The sequence below is a fragment of the Robinsoniella sp. KNHs210 genome (assembly GCF_000686105.1).
Lineage (GTDB): Bacteria > Bacillota > Clostridia > Lachnospirales > Lachnospiraceae > Robinsoniella > Robinsoniella peoriensis.
The window spans coordinates 5285968-5312635 of the sequence record NZ_JMLZ01000002.1; the positions used below are offsets into that span (position 1 = coordinate 5285968).

General features: G+C 38.9%; 19 protein-coding genes and 1 other annotated feature. Of the genes, 15 read left to right on the forward strand and 4 right to left on the reverse strand.

Features of this window, described 5'->3' with window-relative positions:
• The first annotated feature begins 99 nt into the window (after positions 1–99).
• The 6 genes from CD03_RS0129530 (at position 100) to CD03_RS39085 (ending at position 8250) form a co-directional block, all read left to right on the forward strand.
• On the forward strand, positions 100–1515 hold the full coding sequence (locus CD03_RS0129530) for an ABC transporter substrate-binding protein (protein ID WP_027296694.1): 1416 nt from the start codon (positions 100–102) through the stop codon (positions 1513–1515).
• A gap of 92 nt (positions 1516–1607) precedes the next feature.
• Positions 1608–2504: a carbohydrate ABC transporter permease gene (locus tag CD03_RS0129535; RefSeq protein ID WP_027296695.1), complete on the forward strand. Its 897-nt coding sequence runs from the start codon at positions 1608–1610 to the stop codon at positions 2502–2504.
• An 11-nt stretch (positions 2505–2515) separates the two neighbouring features.
• Positions 2516–3391, forward strand: coding sequence for a carbohydrate ABC transporter permease (locus CD03_RS0129540; RefSeq protein ID WP_027296696.1), 876 nt, complete (start codon positions 2516–2518; stop codon positions 3389–3391).
• A gap of 70 nt (positions 3392–3461) precedes the next feature.
• Positions 3462–6281 (forward strand): alpha-L-rhamnosidase-related protein, encoded by a 2820-nt coding sequence (locus CD03_RS0129545; RefSeq protein WP_081820421.1) that lies wholly within the window; start codon positions 3462–3464, stop codon positions 6279–6281.
• 320 nt (positions 6282–6601) lie between these two features.
• A complete protein-coding gene (locus CD03_RS35270) occupies positions 6602–7918 on the forward strand; it encodes a hypothetical protein (protein WP_176731069.1) in 1317 nt (438 codons plus the stop codon).
• A gap of 209 nt (positions 7919–8127) precedes the next feature.
• Complete coding sequence (locus CD03_RS39085; RefSeq protein WP_255348072.1) at positions 8128–8250, forward strand: hypothetical protein; 123 nt, start codon at positions 8128–8130, stop codon at positions 8248–8250.
• Positions 8251–9237: 987 nt separating this feature from the next.
• Here the strand turns inward: CD03_RS39085 and CD03_RS0129570 are convergent.
• Positions 9238–10029, reverse strand: a complete 792-nt coding sequence (locus CD03_RS0129570) for a 4Fe-4S binding protein (RefSeq protein WP_027296699.1) — start codon at positions 10027–10029, stop codon at positions 9238–9240.
• A 444-nt stretch (positions 10030–10473) separates the two neighbouring features.
• Here CD03_RS0129570 and CD03_RS0129575 point away from each other — a divergent pair, with 444 nt between their 5' ends.
• From CD03_RS0129575 to CD03_RS0129605, 6 genes are all read left to right on the forward strand, one after another.
• A complete protein-coding gene (locus CD03_RS0129575) occupies positions 10474–11376 on the forward strand; it encodes a DUF6602 domain-containing protein (RefSeq protein ID WP_052378044.1) in 903 nt (300 codons plus the stop codon).
• Positions 11377–11379: 3 nt separating this feature from the next.
• Positions 11380–13407 (forward strand): Cas10/Cmr2 second palm domain-containing protein, encoded by a 2028-nt coding sequence (locus CD03_RS0129580; RefSeq protein ID WP_027296701.1) that lies wholly within the window; start codon positions 11380–11382, stop codon positions 13405–13407.
• A 14-nt stretch (positions 13408–13421) separates the two neighbouring features.
• Positions 13422–14120: an RAMP superfamily CRISPR-associated protein gene (locus CD03_RS0129585; protein ID WP_027296702.1), complete on the forward strand. Its 699-nt coding sequence runs from the start codon at positions 13422–13424 to the stop codon at positions 14118–14120.
• Positions 14121–14124: 4 nt separating this feature from the next.
• On the forward strand, positions 14125–15084 hold the full coding sequence (gene csm4 / locus CD03_RS0129590; protein ID WP_027296703.1) for a type III-A CRISPR-associated RAMP protein Csm4: 960 nt from the start codon (positions 14125–14127) through the stop codon (positions 15082–15084).
• A gap of 1 nt (position 15085) precedes the next feature.
• Positions 15086–15841 carry a hypothetical protein gene (locus CD03_RS0129595; protein ID WP_027296704.1) on the forward strand — a complete coding sequence of 252 codons (756 nt, stop codon included), beginning with the start codon at positions 15086–15088 and terminating at the stop codon, positions 15839–15841.
• Positions 15842–15909: 68 nt separating this feature from the next.
• Positions 15910–16197 (forward strand) — a binding site (T-box leader).
• A gap of 130 nt (positions 16198–16327) precedes the next feature.
• Positions 16328–18973 (forward strand): valine--tRNA ligase, encoded by a 2646-nt coding sequence (locus tag CD03_RS0129605; RefSeq protein ID WP_027296705.1) that lies wholly within the window; start codon positions 16328–16330, stop codon positions 18971–18973.
• A gap of 114 nt (positions 18974–19087) precedes the next feature.
• Here the strand turns inward: CD03_RS0129605 and CD03_RS0129610 are convergent, their stop codons facing one another.
• Together CD03_RS0129610 and CD03_RS0129615 are read right to left on the reverse strand one after the other, a co-directional pair.
• A complete protein-coding gene (locus tag CD03_RS0129610; RefSeq protein ID WP_027296706.1) occupies positions 19088–19378 on the reverse strand; it encodes a hypothetical protein in 291 nt (96 codons plus the stop codon).
• 71 nt (positions 19379–19449) lie between these two features.
• Positions 19450–20094: a TetR/AcrR family transcriptional regulator gene (locus tag CD03_RS0129615; RefSeq protein WP_027296707.1), complete on the reverse strand. Its 645-nt coding sequence runs from the start codon at positions 20092–20094 to the stop codon at positions 19450–19452.
• 268 nt (positions 20095–20362) lie between these two features.
• On the opposite strand from CD03_RS0129615, the gene CD03_RS35275 reads away from it, so the two are divergent.
• Entirely contained in the window at positions 20363–21919 is a 1557-nt protein-coding gene (locus CD03_RS35275; protein WP_242849171.1) for a Mur ligase family protein, read from the forward strand.
• Between the two features lie 256 nt (positions 21920–22175).
• A complete protein-coding gene (locus CD03_RS0129625; RefSeq protein ID WP_027296708.1) occupies positions 22176–23894 on the forward strand; it encodes a hypothetical protein in 1719 nt (572 codons plus the stop codon).
• Here the strand turns inward: CD03_RS0129625 and CD03_RS35280 are convergent.
• Positions 23883–24182, reverse strand: a complete 300-nt coding sequence (locus tag CD03_RS35280) for a hypothetical protein (RefSeq protein ID WP_044289757.1) — start codon at positions 24180–24182, stop codon at positions 23883–23885. The genes CD03_RS0129625 and CD03_RS35280 overlap by 12 nt on opposite strands.
• 136 nt (positions 24183–24318) lie before the next feature.
• On the opposite strand from CD03_RS35280, the gene CD03_RS0129635 reads away from it, so the two are divergent.
• Positions 24319–26574: a helix-turn-helix domain-containing protein gene (locus tag CD03_RS0129635; RefSeq protein ID WP_027296709.1), complete on the forward strand. Its 2256-nt coding sequence runs from the start codon at positions 24319–24321 to the stop codon at positions 26572–26574.
• Positions 26575–26668: the final 94 nt, after the last annotated feature.

Below are 26668 nucleotides of genomic sequence, written 5' to 3' on the forward strand. Positions count from 1 at the left end.
AGACAGAAAAATATTGAATAAATGAATAAATTTTCTTACTAGTGAAAAAGAAGCCTTCTTGTTAGAATAAATATATCAAATGATATGGGAGGTATCAATATGAAGAAGAAAATGATCAGTGCTTTATTGTGCGTAAGTATGGCGGCAGGTATTTTGTCGGGATGCGGAGGCGGTACGGAGCCGGCACAGACCCAGGCCAGGGATACAAAGGCTTTGGAGACTACAGAAGCGGCGGCTGAAACAGAAAAAGCAGAAGAAACACAGGCAAAGGCTTCTGAAACCACCGGGGCAGTGACAGAGAAGACGACAGAAAAGAAGACAGAAAAAGAAAGTACGGGCGGGGATGCAAATGCGGGAGACAATGGCGGAAAACTCGTGGTATGGGAGCATACGGCGCAGTTTGAGGCACCTCTGAAAGCTGTAATCGAAGGATTCAATAAGAAATACCCCAATGTGGAGATAGAGTACCAGATTAAGACCTCCGATCAATATTACAATTTGCTTCAGACAGCGATGCAGGCGGGCGAAACACCGGACTTGTTCTGGACAAACGGCACAGCTACCACGAATCTGGAGGCTTACGTAAAACAGGGACTGTTAATGGATCTGACCGATAAAGTGGATTTTTCTTTATACGACGGAACAAATGCAATGAGCCTGGTTAAGGTGGACGATAAAACCTACGCATCTCCTACAGCAGAAGTAGGTGGACGAGCTGTATTCTATAACAAAGATATTTTTAAAGAACTGGGACTGGAAGTACCGAAGACATTCAGTGAATTTGAATCCGCTCTGGCAAGTATCAATGATGCAGGTTATCTTCCGATTTCCTTTAGTGCTTCCGATCCGTGGGCAATCTTATTCCAGTTTGAACCGGTCCTGGCAGCGACGGCATTGGATTGGATTCAGGGATATGTAGATACCGGAGAAGCGAAAGTAAATGATCCGAAAGTAGTAGCAGCATATGACAAGATGTTAGAATGGGCAGATAAAGGATATTATGGGCCTGGATATACCGGAGTGGATGAGTCCGGTGCATTGCTTGCATTCTCCAAAGGTGACGCGGCAATGTGTATCGAAGGAACCTGGAATATCCAGACTATCCAGGAAAATAACCCCGAGCTGAACTTTGGCGCATTCCAGCTTCCTACGGAAGATGGTAAAAGACCGTTTGTAGGAACCAGTTCCGTTGGTTTTTCCGTCAGCAAGGACACGGAAAATCCGGATGCAGCACTTGCATTTGTGAACTATTTTGCTAGCCTGGAAGGGCAGACAACCTGGATTAAATCTTTAGATTCCATTCCGTGTACCGATAAGATTGTATCGGAAAATGAAGTGATTAACGAAATTGCCCAGTTTGATATCCAGACGGAGAGCTACTACAATATTCTGGGATATTTGGAGAAAGAGGGGGAAAGCCCCAGAAATGTATGGGAAGAGGATCAGACAAAAGTATTTACCAAAGGTATGACAGCACAGGAATTTACGGATGAACTTGCGGCACTGACCCGTTAAAACAGGATAAACGGATAGGAAAGGGGTGTTGTACCATCCAGACGGGTGTTTGTACAGCACCCCCTGATTTTATAATGAAAGGGGTGCCTGCAATGAGAAAAAGAAAGGCATACATCGGTTTTATAGCACCGGGATTTTTGATTTATACCATATTTATGATAGTACCGATTATATGTGCCGTTTATTTCAGCTTCTTTGAATGGAGCGGCATTGGAGATATGAAATTTATTGGTCTGGATAATTTTAGAAAGCTGATGTTTGATCCCAGAATGTCGAAAATATTCTTCAATGCACTAGGCAATAACATTAAATATCTTGTCTGCGTATTGCTTGTAATTACACCGCTGCAGATCTTTTTTGCCTACATGATCTATATAAAGATCAAATTCCATAAATACATCCGTATGATGTTATTTTTACCGTACGTAATCAGTACGTCAATTGTTGGGTTTTTTGCAATCATTATGCTGGATCCCAATATTGGAGTTCTCAATGAGATAGTGGGAAGCCTGTTTGGCAACCAGGCAAAAAGTGCATGGCTGGGCAATCCGGACCTGGTATTTAAAATATTTGTTATGGTGGTAATCTGGCAGTGTATCGGCTCCGGTATGATGATTTTTTATGCTGATATGCAGGAGATACCGGAGGAAATTATTGAAGCCAGCATTATTGACGGGGCGAGCGGATGGAAGCGGTTTCGGTATGTGGTACTGCCATCACTGAGCGCTTCTATGTCTACAAATATTACACTGAGCGTGATCTATGCTCTGACGATGTTTGATATCCCTTATATTCTGGTTGGCCCCCAGGGTGGAGTGAATAATAAGATTGATTTTGTCAATATGGTGTTCTACCGTTACGCTTTTGGCGGTACTTATTTCGGGGAAACGTCTATCGGATTTGGTTCCAGCATCAGTGTTGCCATGTTTCTTATTATTCTTACGTTTTCTCTGGTCACTACAAAATTATTGAAGCGTAAGAAGGATTAGGAGGGGATATAATGGGGAATATGATGAGAAAACGGCAAAAAAAGTCAAACAGAAGAATTGAATCAAAACGGGCTGTAATCGGGAAAAATATCATCTCGGTAATCCTGGTTATTTACACCTTTTTATCTATCTTTTTAATCGGAAATACGATCCTTTCATCTTTTAAGACAAAACAGGATCTGATCAATAATACCATAGGTTTTCCGAAAGAATTTACAATGAATAATTTTAAAATTGTTCTGGGGGATGATGGATTTTTACGCTACTTTTTTAACAGTATTTTTCTGGTTGGAGTCTCTTTAATGCTATTGGTTATAGTGGCTTCCATGGTTGCATACGGACTTGCCCAGTATCGGTTTAAGAGCCGTAAATTTTTGCAGACCTATTTTTTAGTGGGGCTTATGTTTCCTATCCAGTTGGGAATACTGCCGCTGTATATCATGCTTTCCAGGCTTCATCTGACTAATAATCTGCTGGGATTGGCGCTGATCTATACTGCGAATATGTCTTTTCCGGTGTTTGTCTTTACGAAATTCTTTAATGAATTGCCGGAATCCCTGATTGAGTCGGCGCGAATTGACGGAGCAGGGGAGTTTCAGATATTTAAAAGCATCATTACACCTATTTCAAAACCGGTAATTGCTACCGTTGGGCTTTTAAACTTTGTTACGATCTGGAATGATTTTTATCTGCCGCTGGTATTTTTGACAAAGGCTTCTGTGCGAACTCTTACGCTGGGCGTATATTCCTACACTGCAAATTTTCTTGCAAACTGGAATAAGGTTTTTGCAGCAGCAACTGTTGCGCTGATTCCTGTCATTATTATATATTTTCTTTTCTCGGATCAGATTGTGGCAGGGCTTACAGGCGGAGCCGTGAAGGGGTAGGTGCGATATGATATATGATATGCTGGACGGTTTTTAAAAAATACGATTATTGTACAGACCAGGAGGTATTATGATGGAGGGAAAGTGGATCTGGATTTCAGAACATCAGGAATCAGAAAATGAAAGGGGCTGCTTTACCGCAGAATTTTATGCCGGGTGGGAGCCGGAGGATATAAAACTAATGATCTGCGGGGTTACCAGATACATTGTTTATTTAAACGGAAAAGAAATCGGACGGGGACCGATCCGTTCCGGACCGGGTGAATTATTTTATGATTTGTATGATATGACCCCGGATGTTAAGCCTGGCAGCAACTTTCTTGCAGTGCGGGTGTGGAGTTACGGATGGTCTACCTATCAGACTGTTGCAGAAGAGGGGAAAGTATGGTTTCAGGTTGCTTCCAATGATGAAGTATTAACAGCTTCCGGGGAGAAAACGAAATGTGCAAAAGACAGCGGCCATATTTCTCATACGGTAAAGAGAAATGTGAACCTGGGCTTTGGAGATTATTACAATGCCAATAAATTTGACAGCCGGTGGATGGAAGAACCGGAGATATCAAAAAACTGGGGAACAGCCAGGGTATTGGAATACAGACAGGGCAGGTTAAAAAAGAATCCGCTGCGTCAATTCCAGAGGGAGGCAAAGACCCCTGCAAAGATTAAAAGGATACAGGAGGTAATGCCAGGGTGCCAGCAATTTTCTGTAAATACAAGAAATGCTTTCTTCCCGGGGCGCAAAGATGCAGACGAGACGATATTTTCCGGGTTTTTGGGGTGTGAAATTATTGTACCACAGGATATGGAGGGTGTGATTGCATTTCCAAACAGGACCTGGAATGGGATAATCGGGGATTTTACTATAGATGGAAAGCTGTATGAGGTTTCCAATGAATATAGGGAAATACCGGTATTTCTTAAAGAAGGAAAGCACTTCTTCCTGCTGCAGATATCGGGGAAATTTGATGATTTATATTGCCATATGGAATTTTGCTTTCCGGAGAAGCTGATGGTAGCAGGAAACTTTTTCGTAAAAGGGCCTACATCCAGAATCGTTCCAGTGGTTGATGGATATAAAAGGGTATATGGAGGTTTGGATGAATATAACCGGCTGGAGGATTATCCGGATATTCATAAACGTTTATTCACGGTATCCTCACTGGAAGAAATGGTGGAGGCAGGAGGTCCGGTTACCTACATAGAGCCGCAGTATATTTTTAGTGATGCATATATCTACTCCCTGGCGAAGAGAGATAAAGTAGTTGCAGAATCAGCCGTGGAGCCCCGGCATCTGGGAATGCTGTGGGACAATCAGGAAATTACCGTGTTAGACCCTCCGGTATCCAATGGCTGGAACCGGATGATTGTGGACTTCGAGGATATCTACGCCGGGAGTCTGGAATTTACAATAAAAGCGCCGGCGGGAACTATTTTAGATATCTACTGCTTTGAAAATATGTATCAGGGGGAGATCGATTATACCATAGGTCTGAATAACAGCGTGCGTTACATCTGTAAAGAAGGATGGCAGTCATACCGTTGTATGGCACGTATGGGGATGCGTTATGCCATGCTGACCTTCCGGGAATGCAGGAATATAGTGATGATTCGGGATTTCAGAGTCAGCTATGCAACTTATGCGCCCAGTAATTTCGGAGGATTTGCTTGTGATGACTATCTGTTAAACCGGATTTTTGAAATGTGCCGCCATACCCATCAGCTTTGTATGGAAGATAGTTTTACGGACTGTCCAACTTATGAACAGGCTTTCTGGATTGGAGATGCAGGCATCAGTGCCGTTACAAATGCCTACCTTTTTGGAGAATATGACCTGATAAAGCACAGTATAGAGCTCTCTGCAGAAGCCAGGGCAAATACACCCCTGCTAAATGCTTTGACACCTACGGACTGGAATACTTCTATTCCAATGTGGACCATGAACTGGATCATCTCAATTTTCGAGTATGCAAAGGTGAGCGGCGATACAGCTATCTTCCCACAGATGTATGGTGTGGTAAAAGAAACCCTGAATTATTATGCAGGATTTATACAGGAGGACGGAGGTTTCTTAATTAATGCCTGGAATATGATGGATTGGGCAGATATGGATATTCATAATCATGGTGTAGTCACGGGACAGCAGGCTGTTTTGGCATATTGTTACGGATTAGCTGCAGCGTATGCGGGAAAAAATGATCATGAGGAAGACGCAGCCTATTTTGGGGACTGCAGAATGAGGCTTTTAGCTTATATGGATACGAAGCTCTGGGATTCTGATAAAAAAATGTATCGGGACGGCTATTCTCCCCAGTATGGACCTTCCCGTACATTCAGCATACAGACACATATTCTGCTGCTGCTTTATGGCGGAATCCTGGATGAAGATAAGAAGAAAACAGCAGAGGATTACATTCTTCATGCTCCAAAGGAAATGATACAGGCCGGTTCTCCATTTATGCTTTATTACCAGTATGAGTGTCTGGTGAGACAGGGCAGACTGCAGGATATTATGGATGATATTAAAATCCGATGGGGTGAAATGCTGAAATATGATTCCACTACCTGCTGGGAAGTATTTCCGGGCTTTTACGAAGTCAGCAGAACCAGAAGTTACTGTCATTCCTGGTCGGCTTCACCCGCATATTTTTTCATTAAATATGCCCTTGGGGTACAGATGCTGGAGGATGGCTTTGCAAAAGTAGAAATAAAAGATCCGTTATGGGATATGAAGTGGTGCAGAGGAGATGTGCCTACACCTCATGGAGTAATCCATATTGAGTGGAGCAGGGAAAGTGGAAGGAAAGAATGCAGAGCCAGGATACCGAAGAAAATACAGGTTGTATATGAGGAAAAGTCTGATTGTGAAATGAGGATTCACCGGTTTGGATAAAGGAAAGAGCCTGCAAAAATGCCGGTAAATTTGACAACATGTCCGAAAGGTGTTACACTTACTCTATCAGCATCTCCTGGTGAAAGGGCGCTGAGGTAAATTAAATATGAACTCGAAACAAGTCACTTTTATAATGAAAGTGGCTTTTTTTATTTCCTACAGGGAAAAGAAAGATATGAGGTCAATATTATGGGAGACAAAAATCCAAAAAAAGGCAAGAAGAAAAAGAAAAGTGCAGTATTGCCATCTGCAGTGACTACAGAAGCAGCTGAACCGGAACTTGTGCAAAAGAAGAAAAAAATACAGTAAGAAAGTTGTGTTTGCCCAATAGAGAGAAGGACAATGTTATCAAAAATAAAAAAATAAATATAGGGATTGGTTTTGTAACAGGCAGAAAGAATTTTCGAAAGGTAGTAAGATCGTACCTGAATGACTGGAAAGATTCACAGACGATTGACATCAAAAAATATGCACTTCATTTATTTGTGGCATATGACCTGAAGTTTACCAACACAGAATTGTCGGATTATCAGATTGTGGATGAAGAAATACTGGATTTGATAGACTCGGTGCACTATTTGGGAAAAGCAGCCATAGCAAATGAAGCATCTGCCTTAGTTTCAAAAAAAATTCTGAGTGTCAGAGATGCAAAATTAATCTTTGGTGAAGGATATGCCATGAAGCGTAACGCAGTGCTATATTTCGCCATGTTAAATAAGATGGATGAATTGATATTTCTGGACGATGATGAGTATCCTATTGCCAATGTGCAGATGGGTGAAAGTCTAATGTGGGTAGGGCAGTCAGTGCTCGAGTCTCATATTCAGAATATTAAGGGATCAGATATGACAAACGGCTGTCATTGTGGTTATATCTCTCCAATTCCCAAGATATCTTTCGATGAAAATTTCACGGAACATGATTTTCAGATCTTTATAGAAGCCATCAGCAATGATATTATTAACTGGGAATCCGTCAGGGAAAAGATGGAGAACGGCGGCGTTACCTATGCAGATATAGGTAAAATCGACCATGGAGTTGTCAGTGAAGTAAAAGAAAAAAATGGTATGAAGTTTATATCAGGTGCCAATCTCGGCATTAATCTGAAAGATCCAGACAAACTATTTCCGTTTTATAATCCTCCCGGGGCGAGAGGCGAAGATACTTTTTTAAGTACTTGCATTGGAGAGAATATCATTACAAGAATCCCGTGTTATACCTTTCATGATGGGTTTTCAGCGTATGGAAGCTTATTATCCGGAGCACTGCCAAATGAACTAAAAGCAATGAAATCCAATGGGGGAAGTATTTCCAAACGATTTTTAAAAGCATCCATTGGCTGGGTCAGGTATAAGCCTCTTCTGTTATATATTACCCAAAGAGCCAAGTATGAGGACGCAATGGAGAATATTGAAAAGAGTCTGAAATTTACCATACCGAAAATCTGTAAACATTTTGGGAATGATGATTTTTATGTATTATTAGAAGAACTGGATTTTTTCCGAAAGCACGTAGCTGAACATTATCAGGACTTTGAAAATACAAAGCAGGCGTGGATGAGAATTATGCACTCAATGACACTAAATAAGGTGCTGACAACCGTTGACTGCAATTTGGAACTTTCAGAGTCGGTCTGATATCATTATATCTTTCGCTTTCATGGATAACTAAAAGAGTTCCGCTGCCAGTGTTATGGCGCGGAACTTTTTTGTTACTATGTAAGAACTTCTTGGCCTGATCGTACCTATGGGGTAATAGTTTCGGATTATGATGTTGGAGTCTCTGTAAGAAGTAATACAAATAAATTTGGGTTTTGCTGATTAAAGACGCTTTGTAGATGTAGGTAGTGTACGGAAAGATGGGTGTGGGAAACTGGCATGGGCTCCGTCAGCTGGCCGCAGAACTGGTATTTTCTAACCTTTCCGAAGCGCTTTTTGGCGGCACGCGGGCATTCACCGAGAAATCCTGATGCATTTCTCGGTTCAGTACCCGCTTAGTATCCGATGGGAGCCAGTCGAATACTATCCGCCAAAAAACACTCCGGAAAGGTAAGTAAATACTCAGTTCTGCTCTACGCATCCTCCGCCCATGCCAGTTTCCCACACCCATCTTTCCGAGATCCAGGTTGCCGCCACAAAGCTGGTTTTCTCAGCCTGGTGGAGACCCCGGGGCTGTGGCAGACTGTTCTTTATTGGATGCTGCGCAGTATGTTTCGGCTGTTTGCGTAAAAGAAGATGGAAGTTTGTTCCTTTTTCTGGTTACAGAATGGAAAACAAATTCTGTTTTCAAGATCAGTTGCTTTACGCCAATCACGTCCGGCATGCCACAACCCCAGGGCCCCATCATGCTGAGAAAAGCGAGGCCACTGAAAAAGTCCCCTATTTTTAAAATAGTTTGTCATATTACACAAATAAATATTAGTTTTATGTTTTTATAGGACCTTAACAAACGAATCTATCACGTTCCTTGAAGAGTAGAGAACTTTAAACTTTTAACCTTTTGTGCAATATTACTTTGGCTTAAACTTTTTCAGTGGCCTCGAGAAAAGCAGCTTTGTATCAACGAATGCTATCTCGGAAAGAGAAGGGGGCGGACCAGGACATTGGTTTGGAAGGCGTATAGCAGAGCTGAGCATTTACTTACCTTCCCGAAGTGCTTTTTGGCGGATAGTATTCGACTGGCTCCCATCGGATACTAAGCGGGCAGTGAGCTGCGAAATGCATCAGGATTTCGGAGCGAATGCCCGCGTGCCGCCAAAAAGTGCTCCGGGAAGGTTAGAAAATGCCAGTTCTGCGGTAAGCCTTCCAAACCAATGTCCTGGTCCGCCCCCTTCTCTTTCCGTACACTACCTACATCTACAAAGCGTCATTACTTAGCAAAACCCAAATTTAATGTCTAGTAACTTTAAGGCTTATACTAACTATATAAGATCTTGGAGGGTTCGCTTTAATTAGATTCAGATAAAGATCTCGGGTTCTTTTTGTGTCTCAGAACAATTTGCAATTAAGAACCCTCTGAACTTCTTGTAAAATTCTGATTCCATAGCCTTAGCATTCTGCGGGCAGGTTTTTATACAGGCACAGCAATGCAGGCAGCTGCCTGGATCCGTAATATTTTTCGGATCTTCCCGGTCAATGATACCCATGGGACAGACGGTAGCACAGATTCCACAATTATTGCATGAATCCATAGTAATAGGACCCCATGGAATGCCCGGGGCGGAACGTTCTTTATAAGGATGGTTTCCCGGAATATGTAATGGTTTTATAGCTTCGTGGGATTCAATACCAGTGATCTTATCCCGGACGGCTTCAGCAAATTTTTTAGCTTCTGCGAGGTCAAATACATTGGGGCGTCCGCCTGCAATTTCACTTCCATATGAATGTTCCCCGATAAAAGCACCCGCGCCTGCAGTTATAAAGCCCTGCGCTTTCAGCAGATCAGATAATTCAAGAAGAGCATCTTCAAAAGCCCGGTTTCCATAGAGAACAACAGGAATACAAAGCGTCTGGTTCCCATGAAGGCGGTGAAACAGATCTTCTAATAATGCGGGGATTCTGCCACCGTAGACAGGGATGCCAACGATCAGCAGATCTTCACTGGCGAAATCGGGGAAGTCTTTTGTTCTGTCATAGGTTACGTCATGATTATGAATTTTGGTTTGAAAAACAGCAGAAATAGTATCTGTAATTTTTCTTGTGGTGCCGGTGGGGCTAAAGGTTAAACAGTGTACACTTTTGATATTCATGATATTCCTCATTGGTTTAGTTGGGGTAAAATGTTAGTTATGTGTTTATTGTACTGCAAATGATTAGGAAAAGCTACTTTAAATAGAAACAATGGATTAATAAATTTATAATTATATAAAAGAAAACTAATATTATTTTTGAGTATCTGTCTTTTATCAATTGATATTAGTCAAGGTTTCGTGCCATAGAACTAACATTTTAAAACAATAATAAACTAAAATACTTATTTGGTATTTATTATAATGAATTTATAAATACTCTAAAAAATTTAGCATATATTGTAAGTGATAATAAAAATACCGTGCATTTATATCAATAATATGGTAAAATATAACAATAGTCTAAGTTATATATTCTTAGAATATTTGGTTTTTACTTCGTAGGATTCATGATAACTTTAGTGTTTAATTTGAGTAATTCATTTATAAAAAGGGAGGTATAACGTGAGTAAACAAGAAAAAGACAAGGAACATATTCAAAGCACAACTATCAATAATATTATTAATAATTATGTACAAAATGAGAAAGCAATAATAGACCAATTAAACTTTAAAGCTACACATGGTCCAACGATTGGAGGGTACCGGGAAGATATATGGCGAGGGATGTTTGAACAAATTGTTCCTAAAAAATTTGTTATTGAACAGTCCGTATTTATTATTGATTCCAATGGTAATGTATCAAAAGAAGTAGATTTGGCTATTTTTGATGAGACTTATACACCTTATATATTTCGCTATGGGAGATTAAAATTTATACCGATAGAGGCGGTTGCAGTTGTAGTAGAGTGCAAAAGTACATCATTAGATGAAAATATTTTAAAAAATTGGGCAACAAGTATTTTATCTTTAAGAACATCTCAAGACACTTATACAAGAATGTTTTCTGGTATTGTGGCTGGAAACACTGTGGATAAGAAAAGAGAGTATACGCAAACAGCAACCCGTCCATTACGTATATTATGCTGTGTGACGGAAAGATTTAATAATTGTTATATGGATTGTGGGGATAAAATGTTCGATATAGTTATTAAAGCCACAAAAAATAAAAAAGAATTATCTATAGAAATGGATAAAGATAAAAGTACGTTGCAAGATTGGTATTTTGCATTAGACCATGTTGGACATAGTGAAGGTTTGAGTTATGATGGCAAGAATATAAAAAAAAGTGATGAAATTCAGGAGGTTAGCCTATCAGAATATGAAGTCAAAAGTGAAATAAAATCTGTTTCACTTTTGACATTTAATCTGCAGCTGAACCAGCTTCTTATGCTTATCAATAATCCTATGTTGTTTCCTCACAGAGCATACGCCCAAATGTTTAAGAAATATGTAGAGGGGGAGTAGCAAATGAGATATAGACATATTGTGGCAATTACAATCGATAAGGTACAAAGCTATCTGACAGGAGCAATTAACGCACATGTACAGGAAAAGCAAACTGAAAAGGCAACTTTAAAAAGTATTATGAATTCTTCAATGGAAATATCTAAAGGATTTTATGAAACGATAGATAAAGAATTTCCAGAATCAGAAGTAGAGAAATTGTTGTACTGTTCCGGAGTGTATATATTTATTTGTGAATTATCGGCAGAGGAATTGGAAACTAAACTAAATAAATTATTTATGCATTATTATCTGGAATCACAGGGGCAGAAATTGTTAAAATATACATACTTACCTGCAAAAAAATATGAAAATAACAAACTTGATGCAATACAAGAGGTTAAGAAACGTCTTAAACGATCTCAATGTTTTAATAAAGTTATAGAAAATAGCAAGGATATGTTATTTTCATTTCAGAAAGTGTGTAACCAGAACAATTTGTATGTAGAAGATGAAACAGTCTATCCGATGTTTGCTAAGGATCTTGATTCACTATTTTTCGAAGATGAAATGGATAATAAACATCATTTTCGCATTGCTGTAATCAAGGCTGATTTAGATGGTATGGGGGACATGTTTAAAAATATAAGAAATTTTGATATTTATAGAAAAGTAAGTGAGATACTTAATGAAGGTATATCATTGAAAAATTTACATAATACAGCAGAATCGTTAAATTTAGATTGTGGTTATGGCTGGCTTTTTCCGTTTTATATTGCAGGGGATGATATTTTCTTTGCTGTATCAGTTGCTAATTTTATGAATGGAGTATCAGTTTGCCGACAAATTTTGTTGGATATTAACGAAGAATTTGATCGCTTAGGTTTTCAGCATTTGTCAATGAGCATTGGCATTGAAATAACTTTTAACAATCAACCAATACGTTATTATTTAAATATGGTAGAAAAACAATTAAAAAAGGCAAAAGATACTAAAAATACTTTGGAACAAAAAGTATTGGAAAAATTTATATTATCAAAAATATCATTTTGTGATTTAACATACCTGGATGTTGCTTATGATAAGATTAAGGATTTTAAGACTGAACTTAAATGTGCCCAAAATAAGAAAGGAAATTGTACATGTGAAAATTGTCTGACGAAAAGAGAAATTAATTCTGCATTACAAAATATTCCTGTATGGAATTTTTTCTTAACTGATTTAAGTGTACTAAAAATGATTAAGTCAAATGATAATAAGTACAAGGAGTTGCTCGGATTCCCAGGTTTTTTCTATACACTTTTAGAGCGGATTACGAATGAAGAAATACAGGGGGATGATACAAAATATATTATAAGCTTACTATATCATCTTTTGCCAAAATATATGGATAATCCAGACAAAGAATTGCGGGAAATGGAATTGATTTTAAATGCAGGAATTATGAAACAGTTAAATAAAAAGGGATCGAAAGGGTTAGATCTTATATTAGATAAAGAATCTAAACATCGTCTTGAAACTTATCTGCGAATGATGCTATTGTTTTCCGAAGAACGTTTTCATATATATAAAAACTTTGAAATGAGGAAGATTGATTTTTCAATTGATAAGCTGGAAGATGCGAAGAAAGTATTATTGATTAAGCCAAAGATATATTTATATAATAAGATACTTAAAAAGAATAAACTTACGAAATGCTTTGCTTTATATAACAATAGAAGAGATAATCTGCAAGTATTACATATAGATAAAAGTATGTTCTTTAAACTAAGTCAAATAAAAAAGGGGGATTTAGGATATGGTAAAGTGGCAGATATGATCGAGTTGCATAATCCATCTACAGATGACGAAAGAAAAAAAATTGAAGATTGTAATAAAAAGAGAATAGAAGAGGATAAATTGCCTAACCGCTTATATTTTGACAAAAATAAATTTTGCTCTATTTTAAAATATTCTGAATGGAATCAGGATTTTGTCCAAGCTTTGATGTTGCTATATGAGTATAACAAAATGAAGATGAAATTTAGAAAATATTATCCAAAAGATAACTAGGGAGGAGCTACGAAATGAAAAATTTACAGGCAATTAAAATAAAGATAAAAACAAGATCGAATCTATATATTGGAGGATTACCTGCACCATTTGAAATTGGAGGAATCGATTGCCATACAGTGGTAGACCAGGATGGTTTTCCGTATATACCGGGTTCTTCTATTAAAGGAGTATCTCGGTCTATTGTAAGAGATGATCAAAGTGATATAGGAAAAAAGATTATGCAGTTGTATGACTCATATTTGAAGTCGTACAAAAAAGCTAATGAAAAAAAGTGGAGTAAAGAGGTTATCGTCAATTTTGAAAAAAGATATATTGAAGCCATCGAAAATATATCAGCTGACTATCTTTTTGGAATTAAAGGTTTTAATAACACACCTAAATTACTTTTTAGTGATATGTTATTATGTGATGAGTTTCGTAACAAAAAGACGTGTTTTTCTATTGACATGAAAAATAAGATAGACTTAAATGGCGGGACACCTGAATCTACACCTAGAACTTATAAGGCAGCTCGAAGCGGATTAATATTTGAGGGAGAAATTCATTTTTACAAAATGGAACTTTTAAGTAGTAATGCGCAAGAGTTGTGCAAAAAATATATTTTATATAATTTAGCTAAGTTTAATGATGGAGTTTATCGTTTGGGGAATTCAAAAAGCCGCGGATATGGAAAAGTAGAGGTGTTAACCTCTGACGAAAGCGGGGTTTAACAGTATGAAAAATTATAAGGTATCTTTGACATCATTAGGGACTATCACCCAGGTTCCAGACTCACAAAAGTTATTTGGAGCTTTAGTATATATGTATTCAGAAGAATATGGTAATGATGCTGCTGCAAAATTAACTAAGCAAATTTTAGATAAAAAGATACATATTACCTTATCCAATTTATTACCATGTGATTATTTACCCACACCTCAGGAGTATTTAATTGATAAGATATCGCAACATAGCCGTAATGACATTGATCTGAAGAAAAAACGCGCAGCTATTAAAGAAAGAAGTTATTTAAAATTGTCACAGTTAAATGAGGCTATCAAAGATCCGATTAATTGCGAACAATTATATCCTTACGTGAAGCAGCAGAATATACAACAACTCCGGGCTTCTTTGGATAATGTCACAGATTTTGATACAAAACTTTATTCTGTACCTTGTATGACTTTATCGGAAATTACCGTTGATGAAGAAGTAACTTCGTATGTTAATAAATTCAGTTTTTATTTTCAAATGGACAACAGCACATGCGCTAACAAAGTTTACAAAATGTTAGTTAAGGCAGTTAATGAGCAAAGAATTATGATATTAGGTAAAAGAGCATCTCAGGGACTTAATATGTATCGCTTTGTAGATATTGAAGAACAGGAACAGTATTATACTTCAACAGGCTACTTCCTTAATACAGGTATGTTATTGCCGGATCATATAGATTATCATAACTCTACTCTTAAAATATTTACATCTGAACGGCGTCCTTTTGAGATGCAGGGAGGATGGAACAAGAAATGTAGTAAGTATTTTATGAGTTTTATTGCAGAAGGAAGTGTGATATCAGTTCCGGAAAGAGTGGAGTGCACGGGGAAATCAATTGAATCTCTGTTTAACAAAGAACGTGATATAGTCTTTGGAAATGCTTTTTTATTTCATTTACCGCAGATGAAAGGAGGGAATTAAAATGGAAAAGTTTACTTATAGGCTGAGTACGATTTCCAGCCTTATTGTGACCCCCAGAGCAAATCTTGCATTATATGTAGACTTAAAGGATTTTTCGGGGAATCAGATACAGGAAAATTCCCAGTTTTTGTTGAAAAAAAATTTGAAAGTGATTTATCCCTTTTATCAGTATGGGGAATATGATGGATATAATCCATCTGGTGCATCGTATTATTTACCGGGATCTTCGCTAAAAGGAGCATTATGCCAGAAGAAATATAAAACGTCTAAAATAATGGTGGACGATGTTTTAATTCCAAATGATGATATAGTTTTACGTAATATCTTTAAGGCGCAATATCTTGAGGAAGAGAACGAAGCTTGCATTAGTGAATTCTTTGATAAGGTAGGAGTTGAAATGATTAAAGCAGGGGTTGAATTAGTAGGGGAGATCTATTTGGAAGGCTTGCCGGCTTTCAAAGAGTTGATAGACGAAGCAAAAAAATCGACCCAGATAAAAATAAATCAAATGTTAGATTATTTATATGAATTAGAAACAAAGAATTATAAGGAGGGGATGAAAACAAAACTTCATAAGGTTTCGAAACAATTGTCTTTATTACAAGATATATCAGATGATGTATTATTACTTGGAGGTTATAAGGGGCTTCTGCATTCTATGGAATTGAATTCAAATCAGGATGACATCACAGGTGCAGTATACGTAGACCCAGAGACTGATTTACCACATGGTATAATTAAATTAGAATTAATTTAATCAAAATCCCTTGACAAATCCCCCCATCTTGATTATTATGGAAAATATATCACAAAAGATATCATAATAAAAAGGTAGTGAGAAAGAGGAGTACATTCAAAACCCTGACAGAGAGAATATTTCATCGGCTGGAAGAATATTCAAGGCAGTGTGAATGGAAGGTAGCTTTTGAACCGGAGGATTGAACCGGATGAAATTGTGGATAACCTGGCGGATTTGCCGGATATCTGTGGATAAGATTTCATCGTAAAGTAGATTTTCACGTATCATCCACGTTATCGGATGACTGAGATGTATTTGCAGAAGATTTCTGTAAATATAAATAAAGGTGGTACCGCGGATTATTCGCCCTTTGCAGAAGCAAGGGGCATTTTTTTATGCAAAATCAGGCAGGGAAATGGGAATCCGTATATTTTATAACCCATATATGTATGTGCAGAGGGATCTGCACGGGCAGCTAAAAATGAAAAAGGAGATAATAGGACAATGAGCAAAGAATTAGCAAAGACTTATGATCCGAAAGGAATTGAAGACCGCTTATATGATAAGTGGATGAACAAGAAATATTTTCATGCAGAAGTAGACAGGAGCAAAAAACCATTTACGATTGTGATGCCGCCGCCGAATGTTACGGGACAGCTTCACATGGGCCATGCACTGGATAATACCATGCAGGATATTCTGATCCGTTATAAAAGAATGCAGGGATATAATGCTTTATGGCAGCCTGGAACGGATCATGCAGCGATTGCGACTGAAGTCAAAGTCATAGAGAAGCTGAAAGAACAGGGAATTGATAAAGATGAGATCGGCAGAGATGAATTCTTAAAACATGCCTGGCTGTGGAAAGAAGAGTACGGCGGAAAGATCATCAACCAGTTGAAGAAGTTAGGTTCCTCGGCTGACTGGGACAGAGAACGCTTTACCATGGATGAAGGATGCTCCAAAGCGGTTGAAGAAGTATTTATCAAATTATATGAAAAAGGTTATATCTATAAGGGTTCCAGAATTATTAACTGGTGTCCGGTATGTCAGACTTCCATTTCAGATGCAGAAGTAGAGCATGTGGATCAGGACGGAAATTTCTGGCACATTAATTATCCGGTAGCAGGGGAAGAAAATGCTTTTGTTGAAATTGCTACCACAAGGCCTGAGACGCTTCTTGGAGATACAGCGGTTGCAGTAAATCCGGAGGATGACCGTTACAAACACCTGGTAGGCAAAATGCTGAAACTGCCATTGACTGACCGTGAAATCCCGGTTGTTGCAGATGAATATGTTGACAAGGAATTTGGAACCGGATGTGTTAAGATTACGCCGGCCCATGACCCTAATGACTTTGAAGTGGGAAAACGCCACAATCTGCCGGAGATCAATATCATGAATGATGATGCCACCATCAATGAACTGGGCGGAAAGTATGCGGGCATGAGCCGTTATGAAGCCAGAAAAGCAATGGTTGCGGATTTAGAGGAGATGGGACTTCTCGTTAAAGTAGTTCCACATGCCCACAATGTTGGTACCCATGACCGCTGTAAGACCACCGTTGAACCTATGATCAAACAGCAGTGGTTTGTAAAAATGGAAGAAATGGCAAAGCCGGCGATTGAAGCATTGAAGAACCATACTTTAAATTTTGTACCTGAGCGTTTTGATAAGATTTATCTCCATTGGCTTGAAAATATCCGTGACTGGTGTATTTCCAGACAGCTTTGGTGGGGACACCGGATACCGGCGTATTATTGTGATGACTGCGGTGAGATCGTAGTATCCAAAGAAGTACCAACCGTTTGCCCGAAATGCGGCAGCACACATCTGACACAGGATGAGGATACCCTGGATACCTGGTTTAGTTCTGCACTGTGGCCTTTCTCTACTTTAGGCTGGCCAGACAAAACAGAAGACCTGGATTACTTCTTCCCTACGGACGTATTGGTAACCGGATATGACATTATCTTCTTCTGGGTTATCCGTATGGTATTCTCAGCGCTTGAGCAGACAGGGGAAGTTCCCTTCCATCACGTACTGATTCATGGACTGATTCGTGATTCCCAGGGACGTAAGATGAGTAAATCCCTTGGAAATGGAATTGATCCGCTTGAAATTATCGAACAATACGGTGCAGATGCACTTCGTCTGACCCTTATGACCGGAAATGCACCGGGAAATGATATGCGTTTCTATATGGAACGTGTGGAGGCAAGCAGAAACTTTGCTAATAAGGTATGGAATGCGTCCAGATTTATTATGATGAACCTGGAAAAAGCAGAGGTTTCATCCCGGATGAATCTTTCAGACTTAACCGGAGCAGACAAATGGATTTTGTCCAAAGTAAACACGCTTGCAAAAGACGTTACAGATAATATGGATAAATACGAACTGGGCATCGCTGTTCAGAAAGTATATGATTTCATCTGGGAAGAATTCTGTGACTGGTATATTGAAATGGTGAAACCCCGTCTCTATAACGATGAAGATACCACCAAATCAGCAGCACTGTGGACATTAAAGACTGTTTTGGCAAATGCCCTGAAACTGCTGCATCCTTATATGCCGTTTATTACAGAAGAAATTTTCTGCACTCTTCAGACAGAAGAAGAATCAATTATGATTTCCGAATGGCCGGAATTTAAAGAGGAATGGAACTTTACGGCAGATGAGCAGGCAGTAGAGACTATTAAAGAAGCGGTACGTGGAATCCGAAATGCCCGTACCGGAATGAATGTTCCGCCAAGCAAAAAAGCAAAGGTATTTGTGGTTTCCGAAAAGGAAAATATCCGTGAGATATTTGAAAATGGAAAGGTATTCTTCGCTACCCTGGGATATGCAAGTGAGGTCACTGTTCAGGCAGACCGCTCGGGTATCGGGGAAGATGCAGTATCCACAGTGATACCGGAGGCAGTTATCTATATGCCTTTCACAGAGCTGGTAGATATTGAAAAAGAAATCGATCGCTTGAAAAAAGAAGAAGAACGCTTAGGGAAGGAACTGGCAAGAGTAAATGGAATGTTAAGCAACGAACGTTTTGTTAGCAAAGCGCCTCAGGCAAAAATAGATGAAGAAAAAGGTAAGCTTGCAAAATATACAGAAATGATGGAACAAGTAAAAGAGAGATTAGCGCAGCTGCAATAAAAGAGACACAAAGTAAGGAATAATTTTAAACAAAGAAACGCCGAACCACTGCATAAATATAATGTTAAGCATGGGTTCGGCGTTTTTTAGACCACCCTGATGACGGTGGACACGTTATTTCCTTCGAAATATGAAACTGAGAATAATATTCGTTGCGATTGCAGCGCAGCCAGTAATAAAACAAATCTTAGCAATCAGGTGGTGCCCGTGTTTTTCAAGGTAACCAGCACCTATGATCAGGCCAAGAGAACCGGCATATGATATTGCTCTAAAGAGAATACGAACTGCTCTGTGCTTTGCAGCAGCTTCTAAAGAATTGTCAACGAAACTTGCCACACCTTCCACAGTATTCTCAATCACATCACCCGCATGTTCCATCATTTTCTCAAATCTTTCTTCAGTCATAATTAAAACCTCCTTATATATACATACAGAATGTATGTAAAATTGTAAAAAATAAATTGCTATGCAGCAATCTATCTTTCCGGAAATATTGTTTCCAGTTTCTCAAATACAGTAAGCAATTCATCATCGATAATTGGCAGTCCCACGCTGTTAAGTATATTTGCGGCATATCTGAGCTTGATTCTAAAGTCTTCCCGGTTTTCCATAAAAATGAAAGGGCATAGCCATATTTCCATAAGGACGGAAAGCAGCTCCGCCACAATTTTGGGGTTTTCTGCCTGAACAGATCCATCTGACATTCCTTCTTTAATAAACTCCAGAAAGATCCCTTCTGCATTTTCTTTCACACTGTTCAAATACGCAGCAACCAGTTTTGGATTATCAAGAAAAGTCTTGGATAATGCCAGAAAAGTATTCACCTGATCCTCAGACGACACCGAGCAGAGTACGATTTTTCTTAATTTTTCCAGAGCAGTCAGTGAAGTATCTTCCTTAATTGTTTCAAAAGGCACTGCTTTATGAAACATGTAGGTGGTAACGGCATCTACCATTTGTTCTTTATTTTTGAAATGATGATAGATTGCTCCGCGTGTCATGCCCATAGCATCTGCAACGTCCTGTAATGTGGTCTGTTCATAACCTTTTTCTATGAACAGCTTCATGGACAGTTCAAGTATGCGGTTTTCCGTAATTTCCGGATATTTATTCCGTGCCAAATTTTTTCCTCCTTTCCAACATGCTATATTAGATACATACTGTATGTATCTAATATAGCATGTTGGGTATTTTATGTCAATATCTTCTTAAAAGTTTTTATATTTTCATATTTAAGAACTTAAGGAAATATTTAAAATATTTTTGAAACCCTTTTTTCAAATTTAGCGTCTAATATATAGTAACATCTAACTGTCTGCATGGTTTTGTACAATAAGTTTACAAGTTGGATACAAGCAGATGCATTTTTTGATGCATTTATTCGTTATAATGAAAAAATCAACCGATAAGGGGGAAAGTGGAATGCACTATATGCTTAAAACATATCTGAAATTATTGCAGCAGGCCAATTTAGTAAAATCCTGTTGTTTATATGGAAAGAAAGATCAGATCATTGAAAATTTAACTTTTGATTCCAGGGAAACGATGAAAAGGGGACTATTTATATGTAAAGGAGCAGCATTCAAAATAGACTATCTCAGGCAGGCTTTCAAAAATGGAGCTGTCTGTTATATTGGAGAGGAGCATTTTCCCCTGGATTATGAAGTTCCTTACATACTGGTAAAGGATATCAGAAAAGCAATGCCTGTTTTAGCAAAGCAGTTCTATGAGGACCCCTCCAGGGAACTGGATTTGGTTGGGATTACAGGAACCAAAGGAAAGACAACCACTTCTTATTATATCAAGGCGATTATGGATGAGTATCAGAAATCCATTGGTCTGCGCAGTATGGGAATTATTTCATCTATTGAGGTTAAAGATGGTGTGGAACATAAAACATCCAGCATGACAACGCCGGAATCTATGGAACTTTACCGGCATATGAAAAACGCCGTATCATCCGGAAAGCACAGTATGGTTATGGAAGTTTCCAGCCAGGCACTGAAGTACCAGCGGGTGCGGGGGCTGAACTTTGATGTGGGTGTTTTCCTGAATATATCAGAGGATCATATCAGTCCCTCGGAACATGATGACTTTGAAGATTATTTCAGTGCAAAACTATCCATTTTCCGACAATGTCAGACAGCGTGCATTAATCTGGACTCAGATAAGGCAGACCGGATTCTTCAGGCATCCAGGCTGGCGAAGTCCGTTATTACTTTTGGTACAGGACAAGCCGATCGGATTGATGGGGACGTTAAAAATGGCAGAATACCCGATATTTTTGGGTATGATATCCAACAGGAAAAAGGGAGGATTAATTTCCGGGTAAAAAGCGGACGTTTTGATGAACGATTCACACTTGGTATGCCCGGAGTTTTTAATGTTGAGAATGCATTAGCTGCAATTGCGGTTGCGTATTTATATCATATTCCCGTTGAATATATGATTGCCGGTTTGAAAAAGGTAAAAGTGAAAGGTAGGATGGAGCAGTACGTCAGCCACAAAAGGAGGCTTACGGTGATCGTGGACTATGCCCATAACAGACTGAGTTTTGAAAAGCTTTTCCAGTCAGTATTAATGGAGCATCCTTTCTCTAAGATTGTATCTGTTTTTGGCTGCCCCGGCAATAAAGCTTATAACAGAAGAAGGGATCTGGGACTGATCGCGGGCCTGTATTCAAAAAAAGTATACCTATCCGCAGATGATCCGGGAGAAGAGCAGTTTACACATATTTCAGGAGACATCGCACGTTATGTAGAAAGTGTCGGCTGTCCCTATGAATGTATTGAAAACAGAGGAGACGCAATCAAAAGGGCTATTGAAGAAGCAGAAGAAGAGAGTGTGGTACTGGTATTGGGGAAGGGATGTGAGACACATCAGAAAATAGGAAAGGTCTCCTGTGCATATCCTACAGATGCTAATTTCGTTAAAAAATATTTATAAGGTTATAAAAAACTTATTTCTTGTGGGATGATCCCTCTAAAGCGGCTGTGTGAATGGAAACACTGCTGTTTAGGAGGGATTCTTTTTATGTCTTAAAAGAAACAGGTTCTAGAGCGAACAATTTCTTGAATTTGGGTTTTGCTGATTAAGGGACGCTTTGTAGACGCTCTGGCATAATCCCATATGGAAAGTTATTAGACAACAGCGAGGTTTTTTGTTATAATTTAACAAAATATGTAGAAAAAGGGAGTATGAAATGAAAAAATGCATGAAGACCAGTGTGGGTCTGTTAATTATTTTTGTGCTAATTATGACTGTATTACCGGCAAAAGCCAGGGATCATCTGCTTGAAATTCAGTTTTTTTATAACAATGCCTGTGCCTCATGTAAGGAAGATGAAAAGATTTTTGAGCTTTTCAATAAATGCCTTACCCCGGAGGAGAAAAGCAGGGTTATATATGAAATCCGCACTTATAATACGTTCCAACCGGAGGATAAAAAGAAATTTGAAGAAGTTTGTGTAGCTGCAAAGAATGAACAGGATGGTCAGCTGCCCGTTCTCATTGTGGGATCCAAATGGATTTGGGGATATGAGGATATAGAAAAAAATCTGAAAGAGGTTTTTTTCAGTGAAAGTCAAAAAAATGCGGATGAAGCATCAGATATAGCTGCGGGGAATAGCAGCGAGCAAGAAGATAAAGTTACAGAGAATAGCAGTGCGCAGGCAGATAAAGTTACAGGGAATAGCAGTGCGCAAACAGATAAAGTTACAGGGAATAGCAGCGAGCAAGTAGATAAAGTTACAGGGAATAGCAGTGCGCAGGCAGATAGAGTTACGGAAAATAGCAATGTGGAATCAGAGGCTGTGGAAGTAAATACACTGATTGCACAGTTAAAAAGAAAAAACAAAAACCCGGAACAGAATTTTGTGGTGTATTTTTCTACTTATTCCTGTAGTGATTGTGAGAAAGTGAAAGCTTTTCTTTTGGATAATGGTGCTGGAGAAAAATTTGAACTGAATGAATATAACATTGCTGAGGCCAATCATGTTATGCTGGTGCAGGAATTCTTCCGTCAGTATCAGGTACCTAAGGAGAATCAGAAGGTTCCTGCTTTATTTTACGGAGATTCGTATCTGACAGGCGCAGAGGATATTTGTGACCGGTTTTTAGAAGATCTGGATGGGGGAAAGGCACAATTCGAAGATTTTGACCGGTTCGTAAGCATATCTGCTGATTATAAGACGGATAAGGGTGTGACAGGGAAAGATTTTTTTACCTTTGCATTATCTGGCTTTTTAGCTGGATTTAATCCCTGTGCGGTATCCATGCTTCTGATGCTGCTTTCCATTTTGCTGACCACGGATACATCGGTTTTAAAAAGCGGATTGTTGTATCTGGCGGGCAAATATATTACCTATTTTGCAATTGGGGCAGGTATTTATTATGCGGTATCCTGGATTGACCAGGGAGCATTTGCAGCAGCAAGAACAGCAATAAATATTGGTATTACGGTTTTATTCCTGATTGCCGCGGTATTCTATTTTATTGACTATTGGAATGTAAGGAAAAAAGAATACGGTAAGATCAGAATGCAGCTTCCAGCAAAACTGCGGGGTTGGAATCACCGCCTGATTAAGCGGGTTCATGCGGCAAGGCCCATGGTGCTTTTATTTGTGGTTTTTGGATTGGGGATAGCAATTTCGCTGGGAGAATTCTTTTGCACCGGGCAGATCTATATGGCAAATATTTTATATTTGATGAAGCATGCAGCAGGCAATATGTTCTGGATTTGTCTCTTGTTTGTAATATATGTAACGTTTATGTGCCTGCCTTCATTTGTTTTTATACTCATAATCAGCAGGACAAAAAATGTCAACCGGGTATCCGGGTTTATGCTTAGGCATATGGGAGCTGTGAAGCTGTTTAATGCCGCATTGTTTTTGGGGTTTGCAGTATATTTTTTACTGCTCTGATATAAAAGTGAATTCTTCCATGTGGGGAAGGTCAACATATTCAGTTATAAGCGGACAGTGTGATAAAGCTGTCTCCTGCTGAATTTCACGAAGCAGTTCTTCTGTTAATCGCACGCGGACAGCACTTCTGTGGATGTAACAGGGATCCGGATCATTAAAGAAAGCTAAGCTTTTTTCTAAAATAACGGACTCTTTGAGGGGAATATCTTTTAATTCACCCTGATAGAGTAGTTTGCCTTTGCTGTAGATGCAGAGAATTTCTTTTGGTTTTTTTGATTTAAAAAACATAGGCGGCTCCTTATCTGAGGACTGTTTATCTGACTTCTGATATAACATTATCATAAGCGTGCAGGATTGACAAGCTGTGGATTGTCAGATTTTGTAAAATATAAGATTTAATTGCTTTATGCATGGGAGGAATAATGTGAAAAATAAAAAAGAAATTACAGGGATTTTACATCATAAAAGAATTTCAATACAGTTGTTTTGCTCTTATATTATAATTTTAGCAGCTCCAACTCTTGCAATTATCGTGATTTATTTTATGGCGCAGTCGGCATTGCTGGATGTTCAAAAGGAAAAGGCGAACCGGTTTCTGTCAGAGGCGGTTACCAGCTTTGACCGGCAGATGGAAGAAATTAAGAACGTGGGAATTTACATTAGTGAGGACACGGAATTATGCAGAATGGCTGATTCAGCTTACAGCAAGGATAAGTCAAAGGAATTTTATGAAATGTATCTCTTATCCAGGAGGTTTCCGGATTATTCCACTACAAATCAGGTAATAAAGGCAGTTTATCTGCTTTTTCCAGGCAAAAATTATCTGATTAAAATGCCTACGGTGGCACCGGTAACGAAAAGCGGCTATAACACGGTAAATGGATTTGGAAGTATGGAGTATGAAAATGTAGTAGATACTTTTTGCAAGAAATATATGTCCGGAACAATTGTAGATATACCGACGGAAAAGAAAACTGCCCTATTTATGGCACAGACCGTACCCAACAGCAGCTTTCAGGATGAAAAAGGAGCTGTTGCGATTGCATTAAATGACAGTGCCATTGAACATCTGATGAGCGGAGCCAGGGTGGATGAAAAAGATGATGCATTTATTATGGATGAAAAGGGTAATATTATCAGCTGCTTTATTGGGGATGAAGGACAAAAGGATACTTCTTATCAGACGTTTTCGGAGTACCTTTCTAAAAATGATATGAAACAATCGGAGATTGTTACAACTTCGGTGAAATCCACTTATACGGAATGGACATTTGCCACAATTACTCCAAGGAAGGTAATGATGCAGAAGATCGGGTATATGAAGTATATCATCATTATATTCAGTATCACTTCCATTTTGATCGGCTATGCCATTTGCTTTATTTATTGGTTTAAAAGAAAGGATGCCGTAAAAAAGTACTGCGACTGCAGTGATACCATTGTAGGTGCGGATGGAAAGAAGCCGCGTAATTTTTGGGAAGGCCTGTATCCGTTCTTAGAGAGTGTGGAAAGTCTGCAAAGCAGAGTGGTGTATCAGGAACCGATTCTGCGTGCCGCAGTTATCCAGAAGCTGTTGTATGGAAGATACGATTCCCGGGATGACCTGCGTGCCGATCTGGAATGCAGTAAACTGGAACTGGATGCAGAAAGGTATTTTGTAGCCGTGCTGGAATTTGAAGATCCGCTGAAAGACAACATTTTCTCATCGGTGGAAGAATTTCAGGAATACGTCCAGGAACATTTCCGGGAAAATCTGGATCTTCCCCATATGCTTTATGAGGTAAACCAGCTGGTGTATGCAATGATCATTCCAGAACTGGAATACTATGCGGAAGATGAATTAAAGCAGAAAATAGAGAGCTTGAATTATAAGTTTTATTACGATAAAAGGCTCTATATTTTTGCAGGACTCAGCGGTGAGGTTACTGACCTGTTAAAGCTTGGGGAAAAGTATGATGAAGCACTGGATATCTGCAAATACGCCAGGTTCTATGGTATCCGTATTCCCCTTTGCAAAGAGGACCTTCCTTCCAAAATGGAGGTGTCCATGTTCCCCATTGATATGGAGATACATTTGGAAAATGCGATTAAAAAGGGAACAGAAGAAGAACTGGAAAAAATAATGGCGGATATCAATGATTGCTATTTAAAGAAAACAATGAGTCTCTCTATGACGGAACATTTGCTGGAAATGGTTCGGTGCACGGCGATCAGAAGTCTGGAAAAAGTACAGAAAGAAGAAGCCGTTGCAGATATAATGGAAGCCATACAGAAGGCTGAGAACCAGGAAAAGCTTTTTCGGGCAATCGGTGAGGCGAAACAGTATTATCTGCAGTATACCAAAGTGACAGAAGAAGGGTATGCGGTCCAGATGAAGGAATATCTGGCAAGCCGGATTAATTCCGGGTATTCCAATCCAAACTTTGCCCTGGTACAGCTGGCAGATGAACTTCACATTACGGAGAACCGACTCTACAAAGATTTTAAAAGTTATTTTGGAATTACATTCAGTGAGTTTTTGGAGCAGGTGAGAATACGGAATGCATGCCGTCTGTTAAGAGAAGGATGTCCTGTAAAAGAGGTTGCGGAACAGACCGGATATGGCAGTGATTACTCTTTTCGAAGAGCATTTAAACGGGTAATGGGAACGACACCCAGTAATCTGAAAAAAATAGAATAAAGATGAAAGAAGTACAGAAGCAGTACTTTTTTATGATAAGTGCAGTGAAAATCCTCTAAAATCAAGGTCTGACAAAAATTGTATGTCCAAAAAA

What these genes read in the sequence shown, in the direction of transcription:
- CD03_RS0129530 (WP_027296694.1), top strand. Translation starts at nt 100, where the DNA reads ATGAAGAAGAAAATGATCAGTGCTTTATTGTGCGTAAGTATGGCGGCA.
- CD03_RS0129535 (WP_027296695.1), top strand. Translation starts at nt 1,608, where the DNA reads ATGAGAAAAAGAAAGGCATACATCGGTTTTATAGCACCGGGATTTTTG.
- CD03_RS0129540 (WP_027296696.1), top strand. Translation starts at nt 2,516, where the DNA reads ATGGGGAATATGATGAGAAAACGGCAAAAAAAGTCAAACAGAAGAATT.
- CD03_RS0129545 (WP_081820421.1), top strand. Translation starts at nt 3,462, where the DNA reads ATGATGGAGGGAAAGTGGATCTGGATTTCAGAACATCAGGAATCAGAA.
- CD03_RS0129570 (WP_027296699.1), bottom strand. Translation starts at nt 10,029, where the DNA reads ATGAATATCAAAAGTGTACACTGTTTAACCTTTAGCCCCACCGGCACC.
- CD03_RS0129580 (WP_027296701.1), top strand. Translation starts at nt 11,380, where the DNA reads ATGAGATATAGACATATTGTGGCAATTACAATCGATAAGGTACAAAGC.
- CD03_RS0129585 (WP_027296702.1), top strand. Translation starts at nt 13,422, where the DNA reads ATGAAAAATTTACAGGCAATTAAAATAAAGATAAAAACAAGATCGAAT.
- csm4 (WP_027296703.1), top strand. Translation starts at nt 14,125, where the DNA reads ATGAAAAATTATAAGGTATCTTTGACATCATTAGGGACTATCACCCAG.
- CD03_RS0129595 (WP_027296704.1), top strand. Translation starts at nt 15,086, where the DNA reads ATGGAAAAGTTTACTTATAGGCTGAGTACGATTTCCAGCCTTATTGTG.
- CD03_RS0129605 (WP_027296705.1), top strand. Translation starts at nt 16,328, where the DNA reads ATGAGCAAAGAATTAGCAAAGACTTATGATCCGAAAGGAATTGAAGAC.
- CD03_RS0129610 (WP_027296706.1), bottom strand. Translation starts at nt 19,378, where the DNA reads ATGACTGAAGAAAGATTTGAGAAAATGATGGAACATGCGGGTGATGTG.
- CD03_RS35275 (WP_242849171.1), top strand. Translation starts at nt 20,363, where the DNA reads ATGAAAAAATCAACCGATAAGGGGGAAAGTGGAATGCACTATATGCTT.
- CD03_RS0129625 (WP_027296708.1), top strand. Translation starts at nt 22,176, where the DNA reads ATGAAAAAATGCATGAAGACCAGTGTGGGTCTGTTAATTATTTTTGTG.
- CD03_RS35280 (WP_044289757.1), bottom strand. Translation starts at nt 24,182, where the DNA reads ATGTTTTTTAAATCAAAAAAACCAAAAGAAATTCTCTGCATCTACAGC.